General features: G+C 41.6%; 14 protein-coding genes and 3 tRNA genes. 12 read left to right on the top strand and 5 right to left on the bottom strand.

The window, feature by feature from the left end:
* The first annotated feature begins 28 nt into the window (after positions 1–28).
* From ppnP to MKL51_RS01025, 3 genes are all read left to right on the top strand, one after another.
* Positions 29–355 carry a pyrimidine/purine nucleoside phosphorylase gene (gene ppnP, locus MKL51_RS01015; RefSeq protein ID WP_002115102.1) on the top strand — a complete coding sequence of 109 codons (327 nt, stop codon included), beginning with the start codon at positions 29–31 and terminating at the stop codon, positions 353–355.
* A gap of 102 nt (positions 356–457) precedes the next feature.
* Positions 458–1,207, top strand: a complete 750-nt coding sequence (gene rlmB / locus MKL51_RS01020) for a 23S rRNA (guanosine(2251)-2'-O)-methyltransferase RlmB (protein WP_005079348.1) — start codon at positions 458–460, stop codon at positions 1,205–1,207.
* A gap of 35 nt (positions 1,208–1,242) precedes the next feature.
* On the top strand, positions 1,243–2,157 hold the full coding sequence (locus tag MKL51_RS01025) for a DMT family transporter (RefSeq protein WP_032005679.1): 915 nt from the start codon (positions 1,243–1,245) through the stop codon (positions 2,155–2,157).
* On the opposite strand, the gene coaE is transcribed toward MKL51_RS01025, so the two are convergent.
* Genes coaE through pilB form a run of 4 tightly spaced genes read right to left on the bottom strand, consistent with a single transcriptional unit; the run spans position 2,154 to position 6,577 of the window.
* Positions 2,154–2,750, bottom strand: a complete 597-nt coding sequence (gene coaE / locus MKL51_RS01030) for a dephospho-CoA kinase (protein ID WP_032005677.1) — start codon at positions 2,748–2,750, stop codon at positions 2,154–2,156. The two genes, MKL51_RS01025 and coaE, sit on opposite strands and share 4 nt — an antisense overlap.
* Position 2,751: 1 nt before the next feature.
* Positions 2,752–3,612 (bottom strand): prepilin peptidase, encoded by an 861-nt coding sequence (locus MKL51_RS01035; RefSeq protein ID WP_032005676.1) that lies wholly within the window; start codon positions 3,610–3,612, stop codon positions 2,752–2,754.
* Positions 3,612–4,838 (bottom strand): type II secretion system F family protein, encoded by a 1,227-nt coding sequence (locus MKL51_RS01040; RefSeq protein ID WP_032005674.1) that lies wholly within the window; start codon positions 4,836–4,838, stop codon positions 3,612–3,614. Before MKL51_RS01040 ends, MKL51_RS01035 begins: the two co-directional genes overlap by 1 nt.
* Before the next feature lie 26 nt (positions 4,839–4,864).
* Positions 4,865–6,577: a type IV-A pilus assembly ATPase PilB gene (gene pilB / locus MKL51_RS01045; RefSeq protein ID WP_032005672.1), complete on the bottom strand. Its 1,713-nt coding sequence runs from the start codon at positions 6,575–6,577 to the stop codon at positions 4,865–4,867.
* Between the two features lie 291 nt (positions 6,578–6,868).
* Between pilB and tpiA the strand changes: the two genes are divergently transcribed.
* The 9 genes from tpiA to MKL51_RS01090 all read left to right on the top strand — a co-directional run bounded on the left by tpiA (position 6,869) and on the right by MKL51_RS01090 (position 13,800).
* Entirely contained in the window at positions 6,869–7,663 is a 795-nt protein-coding gene (gene tpiA, locus MKL51_RS01050; protein WP_017481951.1) for a triose-phosphate isomerase, read from the top strand.
* A gap of 12 nt (positions 7,664–7,675) precedes the next feature.
* Positions 7,676–8,005: a preprotein translocase subunit SecG gene (secG, locus tag MKL51_RS01055; protein WP_032005670.1), complete on the top strand. Its 330-nt coding sequence runs from the start codon at positions 7,676–7,678 to the stop codon at positions 8,003–8,005.
* A 56-nt stretch (positions 8,006–8,061) separates the two neighbouring features.
* Positions 8,062–8,146, top strand: a tRNA-Leu gene (locus MKL51_RS01060).
* Between the two features lie 38 nt (positions 8,147–8,184).
* Positions 8,185–8,261, top strand: a tRNA-Met gene (locus MKL51_RS01065).
* Between the two features lie 89 nt (positions 8,262–8,350).
* Positions 8,351–8,427: transfer RNA gene (locus tag MKL51_RS01070), tRNA-Met, on the top strand.
* Positions 8,428–8,642: 215 nt separating this feature from the next.
* A complete protein-coding gene (rimP, locus tag MKL51_RS01075) occupies positions 8,643–9,167 on the top strand; it encodes a ribosome maturation factor RimP (protein ID WP_057089886.1) in 525 nt (174 codons plus the stop codon).
* A 37-nt stretch (positions 9,168–9,204) separates the two neighbouring features.
* Positions 9,205–10,689 (top strand): transcription termination factor NusA, encoded by a 1,485-nt coding sequence (gene nusA / locus MKL51_RS01080; RefSeq protein ID WP_002115134.1) that lies wholly within the window; start codon positions 9,205–9,207, stop codon positions 10,687–10,689.
* A gap of 10 nt (positions 10,690–10,699) precedes the next feature.
* Entirely contained in the window at positions 10,700–13,399 is a 2,700-nt protein-coding gene (gene infB, locus MKL51_RS01085) for a translation initiation factor IF-2 (RefSeq protein ID WP_032005668.1), read from the top strand.
* Positions 13,399–13,800 (top strand): ribosome-binding factor A, encoded by a 402-nt coding sequence (locus MKL51_RS01090; RefSeq protein ID WP_002114836.1) that lies wholly within the window; start codon positions 13,399–13,401, stop codon positions 13,798–13,800. The genes infB and MKL51_RS01090 overlap by 1 nt, the downstream gene beginning before the upstream one ends.
* A 57-nt stretch (positions 13,801–13,857) precedes the next feature.
* Here the strand turns inward: MKL51_RS01090 and MKL51_RS01095 are convergent, their stop codons facing one another.
* Entirely contained in the window at positions 13,858–14,262 is a 405-nt protein-coding gene (locus tag MKL51_RS01095) for a Na+/H+ antiporter subunit G (protein ID WP_005065884.1), read from the bottom strand.
* Positions 14,263–14,273 lie beyond the last annotated feature (11 nt).

Consider the following 14,273-nt stretch of genomic DNA (forward strand, 5'->3'; position numbering starts at 1 on the left):
TAAATACGGCATTATCTGGAGAGTGTGCATGAGTTCAACCCAATTTGATCATGTAACGGTCATCAAAAAATCAAACGTTTATTTTGGTGGAGCATGTATCAGCCATACCGTGCAATTTGAAGATGGAACGAAGAAAACACTAGGTGTTATTTTGCCGACTGAGCAAGCTTTAACTTTTGAAACTCATGTTCCTGAGCGTATGGAAATTATTTCAGGTGAATGCCGTGTAACAATTGCGGACAGTAATGAAAGTGAGTTGTTCCGTGCAGGCCAATCATTTTATGTGCCTGGTAATAGTCTTTTTAAAATCGAAACTGATGAAGTGCTCGATTACGTGTGCCATTTAGAAGGCTAAGAAATTCCTATTCAAATCGGGTACACTATGCCCAAAGAAATCCTGTGAAGTTGGCTTTGCAGGATTTTTATTTTTTTGCTCAAACGTTGTTAGAGGTCATGCATGGCAAAACCGGAATATTATTATGGCGTTCATTCAGTGGAGTCATTGTTAGAACTTGAGCCGGAACGTGTGCTAACCCTGTTTACTTTAAAAGGACGGGATGACCAGCGTTTGCAAAAGATTTTGCAATTGGCAGAGCCTTTTGGAATTAGTGTACAAAAAGCAAGCCGTGATAGTCTCGAAAAGCTTGCAGGTCTGCCGTTTCATCAAGGTGTGGTTGCAGCAGTACGTCCGCATCCGACTTTAAATGAAAAAGATCTAGATCAGATTTTGGCTGAAACTCCAGATGCTTTATTGCTGGCATTAGATCAGGTGACAGACCCGCATAACTTAGGAGCCTGCATTCGTACCGCTGCTGCAATGGGCGTGCAAGCGGTGATTGTACCTCGTGATCGTTCGGCAAGTTTAACCCCAACAGCTCGTAAAGTTGCAGCGGGTGGAGCTGAGAAAGTTAAATTCATTCAAGTAACAAACTTGGCTCGTACATTAGCCCATCTCAAAGAGACGACTCATACACGTGTTATTGGCACTATGCTTGATGAAAGTGCAATGCCAATTCAAAAATGTGATTTCTCTGGTCCAGTCGTGATCGTGATGGGAGCAGAAGATACGGGTTTACGCCCAATTACACAGGCACAGTGTGATCATAAAGTTTATATTCCGATGTCTGGAAATTTACAAAGCCTAAATGTGAGTGTGGCAACGGGTATGGCACTTTATGAGGCTTGTCGTCAGCGTTCTGAGGTATAATTTAGCTGCCTTTCTAGTTTTTAAGTCATCTTGATATGTCTCCCCGTAAGCAAGGCTATTTCTTTGTATTGGTGACCATGTGCATTTGGGGTGGGTTTACGCTTTTTGCCCGTTTAAATGCACAGTGGCACATCAGTGCTTGGGATATTGCCGCACTGCGCTTCGCTATAGCCTTCTTAATTTTAATGCCTATTTTGATCTATAAAAAAGATCTCGCTTTTTTATGGAGTAAGCATGCGGTTATTCTGGCCTTGATTGGTGGGGTCATTTATTGTCTCACCGTCTACACCGCATTTCTCTATGCTCCCGCCGCTCATGCTGCAATTTTCTTAAATGGTTGTATTCCAATTTGTACTGCGTTCGCAGCATATATTTTATTTAGACAACCATTTGATAAGCATACATGGGCTAGTCTAGCAATCATGATCGCTGCTTTAGGTCTCATGAGTGTTTTGATGCTGCAAGGTAATGCTTCGGCCTTTGGTGTGGGGGATTTACTCCTTTTTATTAGTGCGATTTGGTGGGGCATTTTCACTGTATTACTTAAACAGTGGAAACTGTCTGCATGGCACTCAATGGCAAGTGTTGCGATTTGGTCTGCAATTATTTATTTGCCCATCTATGTTTTATTTTTGCCTAAGCATTTCATGGAAGTTAGCCCTGTTCATTTAGCCATACAAGGCATTTTCCATGGGGTGTTTGTAGTCATTATTGCAACTTTGACTTATGTGGCAGCCATTCAGCGAGTTGGTGCTTTTAAAACTGGAAGTATCGTCACTTTGGCGCCTTTTATTGCAGCCATATTGGCCGTACCTCTGTTAGGGGAGGCGTTAAGCCCATCGATTGTTGTAGGTTTAGTTGGAATGGGAGTGGGTGCCTTACAACCTTGGCGATGGTTTCGACCAGATAGCTTGGCACAAAAGATTCAGCAGCAAAATAAGCAAGATTAGTTGGCGCGCTTCAAATAGCTTTGATGTAAATGCTCTAATTGCTGATATAAATGTTCGAGTAATCCGTCATTAAAGACAATGTCATTGGCAAGTTCACGTTTACGCTCGCGTGGCATTTGTGCGGCAATAATTTTCTGGATTTGTTCTTGGTTTTGCCCATCTCGCTGGCTTGCACGCTGAATTTGAGTTTGTTCACTCGCATCAACTAATAGAGTGTGATTAACCAATTCATGCTGGTTGGTTTCAAAAAGTAGGGGTGAAACTAAAATCACATACGGACTTTTTGGGTTTTGTAGCTGTTGAATAATGGATTGGCGAATGGCTGGATGCGTGATTTTCTCAAGTGTTTGTCTTGCTTCAGGGTTTTGAAAAATATATTCACGTAGTGCACGGCGGTCTAGATTGCCGTCGGGTTGAAGTACCCAATCTCCAAAAGTTTGTTGGATTTTTTGAAGGGCAGGTTGGCCTTTTTCAACCACTTCGCGAGCAACAATATCGGCATCGACGACTTGGATTCCTTGGGATTCAAACCATTGTGTTGCAGCAGATTTTCCACTGCCAATACCACCTGTGATTCCCAGAATAAAAGCCATCTTAACCTCCCAAATAAATTTTCATAATCTGGTCACCCCATAAAAAGGCAACCCAACCCGCAATGGCAATATATGGCCCAAACGCAAAGGGCTGATTATCATTACGCAATTTTAGTAAAATGATGCCAATAATTGCACCTAGTAAAGATGACAATAGCACAATTAATGGCAGCATCAATGGCCCCATCCACGCCCCTAATGCGGCAAGCAATTTAAAGTCGCCGTACCCCATACCTTCTTTGCCTGTAATCACTTTAAATAAGTAATACACAATCCAAAGACATAAAAAGCCGATTAAATATCCCCAAATGGCTGAGTTAGGCGAGGTGTAAATATTAAATGTATTAATACCTAAGCCGAGAGCAGCCAAAGGTAAAGTGAAACGGTCGGGTAGCAGCTGAGTATCAAAGTCTATAAATGTCAAAGCAATCAGAACCCAAGTCAGGACTAGTCCAAAAAGCATTTGTATGGTTGGACCAAATACCATGACCACAACCAGTGAACATGCCATTGTTAATAGTTCGATGGTTGGGTAGCGCATGCTAATTGCATGCTCACAATGCCCACATTTACCTTTTAAAACCAACCAACTGATGACAGGAATATTTTGATACCAACGAATAGGTTGATGACACTCTGGACATGATGAAGCAGGTTTACTTAATGTCAGCTTTTCATGCTCAATGATGGGTTGTTCGGGATTAAGCAACATTTGACATTCCTGCTGCCAATCTTGTTCCATCATTTTCGGGGTGCGATAAATCACCACATTCAAAAAACTACCAATACATAGGCTCAATAGTGCAACTGCAATATAAAGTGCAGTTAAGTTTTGAATAAAATAAGCAATAATTTCTTGCATTATATGACTGAGCCCATTTGGAAAATTGGAAGGTACATCGCAATCACTAGACCGCCTACGAGCACCCCTAAAATTGCCATGATTAAAGGTTCCATCATTGAAGTTAAACCATCAACGGCATTATCAACTTCATTTTCATAATAAGTGGCAACTTTATCGAGCATGCTGTCTAGTGCACCAGATTCTTCACCAATTGCGACCATTTGTATAGCCATAGATGGAAAACGATTTGAAACACGCATTGCAAATTGGAGTTGTTGGCCTGTAGCAACATCTTCACGAATTTTCATGACGGCTTCTTCATAAATGACATTGTTGGTTGCACCAGCCGTTGACTCAAGCGCATCAATGAGTGGGACACCAGCGGCAAACGTAGTGGCTAAGGTGCGGCTATAACGGGCAATAATCGCCTTATAAACCAGATCGCCAAAGATAGGTAGTTTCAGTGTGAGTTTATCTAAACCATCACGGAATTTTTTACTACGCTTCTTGGTTTCCAGAAATGCGGCAATAATTGCCCCAATCACAATAATCATAATGAACCAGTATTCCTGCATCCATTTCGACATGTTCACGACCATTTGGGTGAATGCAGGTAAATCTGCACCAAAAGAAGAAAACAGGTCTTGGAAAACAGGAACTACTTTAACCATCAAAATAATGGTAACAACCACAGCGACAACAATAACCGTTGCTGGATATTTCATAGCCTTCTTAATTTTCTGCTTAAGTAATTCACTTTTTTCTTTGTAAATTGCTACACGGTCCAACATGGTTTCAAGCGCACCAGATTGTTCGCCAGACTCTACGAGAGAACAAAACAAGTTATCGAAGTGTTGAGGATACTTTCTTAAAGCTGAAGCAAAGGTACTACCACCTTCAACTTCACCTTTAATCCCGAGTACCACCTCGCGCATGGCTGGGTTTTCTAGACCCTCCGCTACAATTTCAAAGCCTTGTACCAGTGGCACACCTGCTTTCATCATCGTTGCAAGTTGCCTAGTAAAAATTGTGATATCGAGTGTTGATACTTTCTTCTTAAATAAACCCTCAAGAATATTTTTACGCTTTTCCCGAATGTTACGGACAGTTACACCTTGTTTGCGTAGGGTGACTTTGGCTAAGGCCATATTCTTAGCTGGAAGTTCGCCCTTAATTTTTACGCCCTTACGGTCAACCCCTTCATAAGCAAAAGTCGGCATCATTTGTGCCTTTTTGACAGTCATGAATTATCCTTATTTTAAATTGTCTTTTATTCACTGGTCACACGGTTGACTTCTTGTAAAGAAGTAACCCCTTGCATGACTTTCTTTAATCCTGAACGACGCAGATTATTAAACCCCAGTTTTTCAGAAGCAGCAGCGATTTCTAAAGCATTGCCATCTTCCATAATAATCTTGGAAATTTCAGGTGTAACTTTCATCACCTCGTAAATACCTACTCGACCTTTGTAGCCTTCACGACACTCAGTACAACCCACAGGTTGAAAAACTTGAAAATCGGGATGGGTTAAATCTTGGTCGGTAAAGCCCATTTCTAATAGGCTCTGTTTAGGAATGTCGGCAGGTGTTTTACACTGTGGGCATAACCGACGCGCCAAACGTTGAGCAATCACCAGATTGACAGACGTTGCGATATTAAAGGATGGAACACCCATATTACGTAGGCGAGTAAGTGTTTCTGGAGCACTATTGGTATGCAGTGTGGACATGACCATGTGACCGGTTTGTGCAGCTTTAATCGCAATTTCAGCCGTTTCTAAGTCACGAATCTCACCGACCATAATAATGTCAGGGTCTTGACGTAAAAATGATTTCAGTGCGGCCGAAAAAGTAAGACCTACTTTTGGGTTAACGTTAACCTGATTAATGCCTTCAAGGTTAATTTCGACTGGATCTTCGGCAGTGGAAATATTAGAGCTTTCAGTATTTAAAATATTTAAGCCAGTATATAAAGATACCGTTTTACCAGAACCGGTAGGACCAGTAATTAAAAGCATACCTTGTGGTTTATCGAGTGCTTCTAAAAAAAGAGCTTTCTGATCTTCTTCATATCCTAAAGCATCAATGCCGAGCATTGCGCTAGATGGATCTAGAATACGCAGAACCAATTTTTCACCAAACAAAGTTGGAAGTGAGTTCACACGAAAATCGATGGCTTTAGTTTTTGATAACTTAAGCTTGATACGACCATCTTGAGGCACTCGTTTTTCGGAAATATCCATTTGAGACATGACTTTTAAACGAGAAGCTAAACGGTTAGCCAATTGCAAAGGCGGATTTGCAATCTGACGCAACACGCCGTCGACTCGGTAACGGACCCGATATGATTTCTCATAGGGTTCAAAATGTAAGTCTGAAGCCCCCATACGAATTGCATCGATGAGTAATTTATTAATATATTTAACAATAGGTGCTTCATCGCCTTGAGGCGTTTCTTCCTCATCCTCTTGTGAGGGTGGAGCTTCAAGATCTACATCAAGATCAAACTCTTCATCACTAAATTCGAAGCTACTTTCTTCGGTAAATTGCTGTGCCAGAATTTTCTCAAGCTTATGGTGCTCGACAATAACTGGCTCAACCATGAGCTTGCTATTGAAGCGAATGGCATCAATCGCTTCAATATTACTTGGATTGCTAGTCGCGACATATAAAATCTGTCCTCTTTGTATAAGAGGTAAGACCCGATGTTTTAAAACAAGTTTCTGATCAACCAAATCTTTGGGAATTTGGTTTGTGTCGTAAACATCCAGATCAAAATATGGTTCAGCAAATTCAATAGAAATTGTTTCTGCTAATAAAGAAGGGGAGAGATGAACCTCTTCAATCAGGTACGCCACCGTATCCCGTTTAGCTCTTTTTGCTGCATCTAATGCTGTTTGCATGGTCGCTGCCGACACATGTTTTTCTTCGACTAATCGCCGAAAAAACCCCGAAAATTTTGGAGATGTATTTAAGACTGACATCTGCCTACCTGTACTCATATGTTTATAATTGGTATATAAAAAATTATACTTTTGTTATCTAAAATTACTACCTGAGAAAATGATGCTCTGGTCTTGATCCATTCGCCAAAGCTTGAACTAGTCGAAGTTTTTATTCATTAATTTTTGAAAGACGATTCTTTAGATTCAATAAAGTTTTATAACTGTTTTCAATTAGTAGAAAAGATATGGGCAAAGCCGTTAAAGAAAAGTATCTGAAATTTGTATAAATGCGTGTAGAATGTGCTGCATTTTTGATGAAAGGTGAGCCGTATGTCGGGTTCGACGATTACGCCTTGGGTAGTTGGCAACTGGAAAATGAACCCAATGCGTGCCAATGCCAAACAACTTATAGAAGAATTTAAACAACTATTGCAACAAAACCAAATTGCAGATGAAAGCTGTCATGTAGGGGTTGCTCCGGTTTCTATTGCACTTGCAATGGTACAAACACAATTGCAAGATGCTGCAAGAACAGTATATACAGTTGCACAAGATGTATCGCGTGTAGCGGGTACTGGCGCGTATACTGGCGAAGTCAGCGCAGAACTATTAAAAGATAGCCAAATTAATTTTGTACTTGTTGGACATTCTGAGCGTCGCGATATTTTTGGCGATAACGTTGAAATTTTGAAAGCTAAACTCCAAAATGCATTAAATGCGGGCTTGACTGTCATTTATTGTGTTGGTGAAAGCCTCGAACAACGTGAACAAGGTTTGGCAGAGCAAGTTGTATTGCAACAAATTTGTGATATTGCTCCTGTAGTGACTGTTGAGCAGTGGCAAAAGCAAATTGTAATTGCCTATGAGCCAATCTGGGCAATTGGGACAGGTAAAACTGCTTCTCCACAAGATGCACAGGCAATGCATGCTAAGATTCGTGAAGGTTTAAGTCAGATTACCTCAGCGGGTTCAGACATTGCGATTTTATATGGCGGTAGTGTAAAAGCTGAAAATGCGGTCGAATTGGCGGCATGTCCAGATATTAATGGTGCGTTGGTAGGCGGTGCTTCATTAAATGCAGCATCTTTTTATCAAATTGTACAAGCCTTTGCACAAAGTAAATAACGAGGATAGGGTATGCACTCTTTTGTACTGATCGTACATATTATTTTAGCGGTACTGATGATTGCCTTGATTCTAGTGCAACATGGTAAAGGTGCTGATGCTGGTGCTTCTTTCGGCGGTGGCGGAGCAGCAACTGTATTTGGTGCTTCAGGTTCAGGTAACTTCCTTACTCGACTTACTGCTATCTTAACAGCGTTGTTTTTTGTGACGAGTTTAACTCTCGCTGTTTTCGCAAAAAAACAGACGACTGAGGCATATAGTTTGAAAACTGTACAAACTACGGCACCAGTTCAAACGACATCGCCTGAAACTTCACCAAATGCACCGAAATCGAGTCAATAATTCGAAATAGGGCTTTCCTTTTGCAGTGGGAAGGACTAGAATGCGTCCCACAAGCTGCGGTGGTGGTGGAATTGGTAGACACGCTACCTTGAGGTGGTAGTGCCTTCGGGCGTGGGGGTTCAAGTCCCCCCTTCCGCACCAACTTTGAACCAGAAAGTTGAGTGCAAGCAGTTTTTTGATGCGGGATGGAGCAGTCTGGTAGCTCGTCGGGCTCATAACCCGAAGGTCGTTGGTTCAAATCCAGCTCCCGCTACCAATTTGATTAAGGTGCAACTTAATCAAGCGAATATTGGATAAGTTTACATTGACTTTTTTCGATATTTGTATATAATTTTTGCACGTTGATGCGGGATGGAGCAGTCTGGTAGCTCGTCGGGCTCATAACCCGAAGGTCGTTGGTTCAAATCCAGCTCCCGCTACCAAGTTTCTTAAAAGAGGCTCACAGACAGGTGGGCCTTTTTGCACAGTGGACTATTGTTTTCTGTGCTAAATAGGGGCGATTAACGCCCTTTTTTATTGGTTATCGTATCGCTATCGTGTAGTGTCGACATCAATTGGTCAAATAGTCATGCTTCACTATAGTAGGTCTGTGTCGGTTAAAACAACCGATTGAATCGCACGAGAATGACGAGAGTAAATGAAATTATCAAATAAATCCCAAGCATTGCATGACTTAATTGTTCCTGCAGTGGAAGCATGTGGTGTCGACCTTTGGGGAATCGAGTTTCTCCCACAAGGTAAACGTTCATTATTGCGTATTTATATCGATAAAGCGGTAAGTGAAGATGCTGAGCCTGAAATTAATGAAGATGGCGAAGTAGAACTAGGCCGTGGTATTGGTGTACAAGATTGTGTGCGTGTAACACAACAAGTTGGCGCAATGTTGGATGTTCATGATCCAATTTCAGGTGAGTATTCATTAGAAGTTTCTTCACCGGGTTGGGACCGTCCATTTTTTCAGCTAGAACAGTTACAAGGCTACATTGGACAACAAATTGCTTTGCGTTTAATTGCAGCAGTAGAAAACCGTCGTAAATTTCAAGCAAAACTTATCGCAGTAGACCTTGAAAATGAAGAAATTCAGGTTGAAGTTGATGGGAAGCATGTGCTTGTGATCGACAGCAACAATATCGATAAAGCAAACTTGATCTATCAAGATTAAATTTATTTAAATTTTATAAGAAATCGGTAGGTGACTTATGGGCCGCGAAATTCTTACCGTTGTTGAAACGGTTAGTAATGAAAAAGGTGTTAGTCGTGAAGCGATCTTCGAAGCTTTAGAACAAGCTCTAGTTGCTGCAACGAAGAAGAGATTTTACGAAGGTACGCATGCTGAAGAAGCTCAACTTCGTGTAGAAATTGATCGTAAAACTGGTGATTACCGTACGTTCCGTCAATGGACTGTTGTAGCGGATGAAGATCATGAAATGCCGGCTTGCCAAGATGCAATTTCTGACGTTGATCCAGCTAAATGGTCAATTGGTGACGTGCGTGAACTCGAAGTAGAATCTATTGAGTTTGGTCGTATTGCTGCACAAATTGCAAAACAAGTTATCGTACAAAAAATTCGTGAAGCTGAGCGTGCTTTAGTTGCTGATGCATACGAGTCTAAAGTTGGTGAGTTAATTTACGGTGAAGTGAAAAAACAAACCAAAGATGGCTTCATTATCGACTTAGGCGACAACGCAGAAGCTTATCTTGCACGCGAAGAGATGATTCCAAAAGAAATTCTTCGTCCAAAACAACGTGTAAACGCTATTTTATATAATGTTAACCGTGAAGGTCGTGGCGCTCAGTTGTTGTTATCACGCGCTAAGCCTGAAATGTTAATTGCTTTAATGAAAAAAGAAATTCCAGAAATTTCTGAAGAAATCATTGAAATTAAAGCAGCGGCACGTCAACCGGGCGTTCGTGCTAAAATTGCAGTGAAAACAAATGATCACCGTATTGACCCTGTAGGTGCATGTATTGGTATGCGTGGTACGCGTATTCAAGCTGTACAACAAGAGTTGAATGGTGAACGTATTGATGTAGTGGTCTGGTCTGATGATCCAGCTCAATACATTGCTAGCGCATTAGAACCAGCTGATGTTTCAGGCATCGTGCTTGATGAAGATGCAAGAAGTGCCGACATTATTTTTGCAACCAGTGATCAATTAGCTCGTGCGATTGGCTCTCAAGGTCAAAACGTTCGTTTAGCTTCTGATTTAACTGGCTACAAACTCGACATGATGCTTGAAGAAGAGTATCGTGCTCGTCAGCAAAATGAAGCTCAGCAATATCTTGATATGTTTGTATCACGTCTCGATATTGAAGAAGATTTAGCAATGGCATTGGTGGAAATGGGCTTCACTTCTTTAGAAGAGATTGCTTATGTTCCTGCTGAAACTTTTGACGAAATTGAGCTTGATGCTGAGTTGGTTGAGTTATTGCAAAGTCGTGCAAAAGAAGCAGCCCTTACTGATGCTTTGAAACAGCAAGAAAATATTCAAGAACCGAGCGCAGACCTTCTTACTATGGAAGGCATGACTTCTGAGATCGCTTACTCGCTTGCCGCTCGCGGTATTATTACTGTCGACGATTTGGCAGATCAGGCTACTGATGATATCTCTGATATTGAAGGACTTGGTCATGAAAAAGCAGGTCAATTGATCATGAAAGCTCGCGAATCATGGTTTAACTAGGAGATGAAATATGACGGACAAGTCGATTAAAGAGTTAGCTCTCAGTGTAGGACGTCCTGTTGAGAAGCTCCTAGAACAGGCTCGTGAAGCAGGTTTGCCTCAACGTACAGCAGACGACATTATTACCACTGAACAACAGGATACTTTGGTCAATCACTTGAAAAAAGTTCATGGTCAGGAAAGTGGTAACACAGGAAAAATTGCGTTGAAACGTAAAACAACCAGTACCGCTAAAGTTGCAAGTACTTCAGGCAAAGCAAAAACAATTAACGTAGAAGTACGTAAAAAACAGGTTTTTGCTAAACCAAACCCTGAACAAATTGCAGCTGAAGCTAAAGCACGTGCAGAAGCCGAAGCGAAAGCACGTGTAGAACAGCAAACGCGTGAAACTGCCGAGCAAAAAGCGCGTCTTCAAACAGAGCAAAAAGCTAAAGCAACTTTAGATGCGATGCGTGCTGCTCATCAACAAGATAGTGCTGCACAGACAGCTCCAAAAGCTGCTGTTGTAGTGAAAAAGCGTGGTGGTGGTACAGTTAAACCTGCACCAAAACCAGCGGAAACTCCAGAACAGAAACGAGCTCGTGAAGAGCAGTCAGCTCAGTTAAAAGCAACTGAAGAAGCTGCACGTCGTAAAGCAGCTGAAGAAGCTCAGCAACGTACACTTGAACAAATGCGCAAAATGGCGTCTAAGTATTCAAATGACGATGCTACTACGACAATTCGTGTTATTGATGATTCTCCACTTGCTTCAGGTCTAGTTGGCCAAGCTTATGAAGATTCATTTAAGCAAGAAGACCGTGAAATTAAACGCGGTGGCGCAACCACTAACCCACGTGCTGGGAAGAAAGGTAGTCGTCGTGGTCAAGAAGAGCAAAGCTTTGTTAACCATAACAAACGTGGTTTAAAATCAAGCCAAGCGAATAAGCATGGATTTGAAAAGCCAGTTAAAAAGCAAGTTTATGATGTAGAAATCGGTTCAAGCATTGTTGTTGCCGATCTTGCTCAAAAAATGGCGATTAAAGTACGTGAAGTTATCAAAACACTTATGAAAATGGGTGAATTGGTTAATCAAGATCAAGCTATTGATCAAGACACAGCGGCACTTGTTGTAGAAGAAATGGGCCACAACCCTGTTTTAGTTTCTGATACACAAGCGGAAGATAACTTGCTTGAAGCAGCTGAAGAAGCTCGTGGTGAGCAAACAACTCGTCCGCCAGTTGTTACCATTATGGGTCACGTTGACCATGGTAAAACATCATTGCTTGACCGTATCCGTCGTTCGAAAGTAGCGGCTGGGGAAGCAGGTGGTATTACCCAGCATATTGGTGCATATCACGTTGAAACAGACAAAGGAATTATTACATTCCTTGATACGCCAGGACATGCGGCATTTACTTCAATGCGTGCACGTGGTGCTAAAGCAACAGATATCGTTGTATTAGTTGTTGCTGCAGATGACGGTGTAATGCCACAAACTGCAGAAGCAATTGACCATGCTCGTGCAGCAGGTACTCCAATTATTGTTGCAATCAACAAAATGGATAAAGAATCTGCTGATCCAGACCGTGTGTTAAATGAATTAACAACGAAACAAATCGTTCCAGAAGAATGGGGTGGTGATGTTCCGATTGCTAAAGTTTCTGCACACAGCGGACAAGGTATTGATGAACTCCTTGATTTAATTCTTATTCAATCAGAATTGATGGAATTAAAAGCATCTGCTGAAGGTGCTGCGCAAGGTGTTGTTATTGAAGCACGTGTAGATAAAGGCCGTGGTGCAGTAACTTCGATTCTTGTTCAAAACGGTACATTAAACATTGGTGACCTTGTTCTTGCAGGTTCATCTTATGGTCGTGTCCGTGCAATGTCTGATGAAAACGGTAAGCCGATTAAATCAGCAGGACCATCTATTCCAGTAGAAATTCTGGGTCTTCCAGATGCTCCAATGGCGGGTGATGAAGTTCTTGTTGTAAATGACGAGAAGAAAGCGCGTGAAGTTGCCGATGCTCGTGCTGACCGTGAGCGTCAAAAACGTATTGATCGTCAAAGTGCTATGCGCCTTGAAAATATCATGTCGTCAATGGGCAAAAAAGATGTTCCTACAGTGAACGTTGTTTTGAAAACAGACGTACGTGGTACTTTAGAAGCATTGAATGCTGCTTTACATGAATTATCTACTGATGAAGTAAAAGTTCGTGTAATTAGCTCAGGTGTTGGTGCGATTACTGAGTCTGATGTAATTCTTGCTGAATCTTCAGAAGCTGTATTATTAGGCTTTAACGTACGTGCCGATACGACTGCTCGTCAACGAAGTGACCAAGACGGTATTGATATTCGTTACTACAGCATCATCTATGAATTAATTGATGATGTGAAAGATGCCATGAGCGGTAAACTTGCTCCTGAACATCGTGAAACAATCTTGGGTGTTGCGGAAGTACGTGAAGTATTCCACTCAAGTAAGTTTGGTGCAGCAGCAGGCTGTATGGTACTTGAAGGCACATTACATCGTAATAAACCGATTCGCGTATTACGTGATGATGTTGTAATTTTCCAAGGTGAGCTTGAATCTCTTCGTCGTTATAAAGACGTTGTTGATGAAGTTCGTGCTGGTATGGAATGTGGCCTTGCGGTGAAAGGTTATAAAGACATCAAACCACAAGATAAGATCGAAGTGTATGATGTTCAATTGATTAAACGGAGTCTTTAATGGCGGGTAGCCAACGCTTAAAGCGCATGGCGGATTCAGTACAACGTGAGTTGTCTGAGCTAATCCGTCAAGAGCTTAAAGATCCTCGCTTAGGTGGTCTAGTGACCATCTCTGCGGTGAAAGTCAGTGCGGATATGGGTTATGCTGAAGTTTATGTCACTGTTATGGGACGTGAACTCGGCGATGAGCAAAGTGAAGCAGCAAATAAAGAAACTTTAGATGTATTAAATAAAGCTTCTGGTTTCTTGCGTCATGAATTGAGCCGTCGCATTAAGACTCGTATTACGCCTCGCTTACGTTTCCATTACGATAAGACGAATGCATATGGTAACTATATGTTTGGTCTAATCGAAAAAGCGGTACAAGATTTACCAGAACGTAAGTCAGATGACCAAGAGTAATTAAAACTCAAAAATAAAAAAGCCACCTTCGGGTGGCTTTTTTATTGGCTCAATTTTTTATTCTTTAGGAGGTTCCATTGGCGGTTTGTTTTGTGAAAAGCGTTGACCAATTTTGTAACGGTCCCAAGGTAGAGGACGTTCAATGGCTTCAGGTACTTCACCACTCAGTGAGCGTAAACGTAAATGTAGCGCAGCTTGAGCAATCAAATTAGCCGAAACTGGTGCGGTAATGAAAGCTAAAAGGGTAATGAGTAGCTCGGCAAAACCGAAACGACCTTGGAAAGCAAAAAAGATCATGGAAGCGATTAGAAAGCTTCCTAAGCCGAGCGTACTCGACTTAGTTGGTGCATGTAAGCGCATGAATAAGTCGGGTAAACGGACCATACCGATTGAGCCAACTAACATGAAGAAGGCACCAAAAACCAGAAAGACCGAAACAATAATTTCCATTGTAAATTGCATTTGACCTCTCC

The organism is Acinetobacter sp. AOR18_HL, assembly GCF_027855145.1.
Classification (GTDB): domain Bacteria; phylum Pseudomonadota; class Gammaproteobacteria; order Pseudomonadales; family Moraxellaceae; genus Acinetobacter; species Acinetobacter pittii.